The sequence below is a fragment of the Bartonella sp. AA168HLJHH genome (assembly GCF_042197365.1).
GTDB lineage: Bacteria > Pseudomonadota > Alphaproteobacteria > Rhizobiales > Rhizobiaceae > Bartonella.
Genome location: NZ_JBHIRS010000080.1, coordinates 1 through 712, shown reverse-complemented (window position 1 = coordinate 712; position 712 = coordinate 1). Strand labels below are relative to the sequence as shown.

At 39.7% G+C, this 712-nt stretch carries 1 pseudogene; it reads right to left on the bottom strand.

The annotated features are described in order from the left end of the window. A pseudogene (locus ACFINM_RS09845) lies at positions 1-712 on the bottom strand (hypothetical protein); the annotation flags it as partial.

Below are 712 nucleotides of genomic sequence, written 5' to 3'. Positions count from 1 at the left end.
ACATCATTATGAACATTCGTAACAGAACTACTAATATCAGAAAGTGCTTCCGCTACACTCTTATAGCTTTCTTCACCAGTGCTGCCATCATCCTTGACAGTTTTAAGTTTGAATGTGGGTGCAACCCATTCTCCATTTTCATAACCAGCTCCTCCACCAAAATACGTCGCAACTGTTTGATTCATTGAATAAAGCTGATTGCCCGTGATCGCTTCTGTTGAACCTTTAGAAATTTCTCCATCTAATAGAAACTTCAATTTGCTATTGTTTCCTTCCGTTCCATGCTTAGCTACAAATGCATTGGCTTCATTATTCCAATTCAAAGAATCCTGTGCGACTCCTTCAGAAACTTCCTTAATCCTCTGATTGATATTCTTGATATTTGTATCAAGTCCTTCAAAAGCTGAACCAACATTGGTAAAAGGTTTGGCTGTTATCTTACCATCTTTATCAATCTCCGATAAACTATAGGTCGGCCCTGTAAACGCACCATTATTAAAAGCTGCATTACCCCCTAAATAAGTAACAACCTTATCATTCGTTTCAAAAAGCTGACCACCCGTTACAGCATCCGTTGATTTAGCGCTAATCTCACCATTTGCAAGGAACGTAATTCTACTGTTTTCTTGTGTCCTGACAGCTCTGCCTTGTTCTTCTTGCTTCTTCTCATGACGCGCTACAAAGGCATCGGCTTCCTTGCTCCATAACAAAG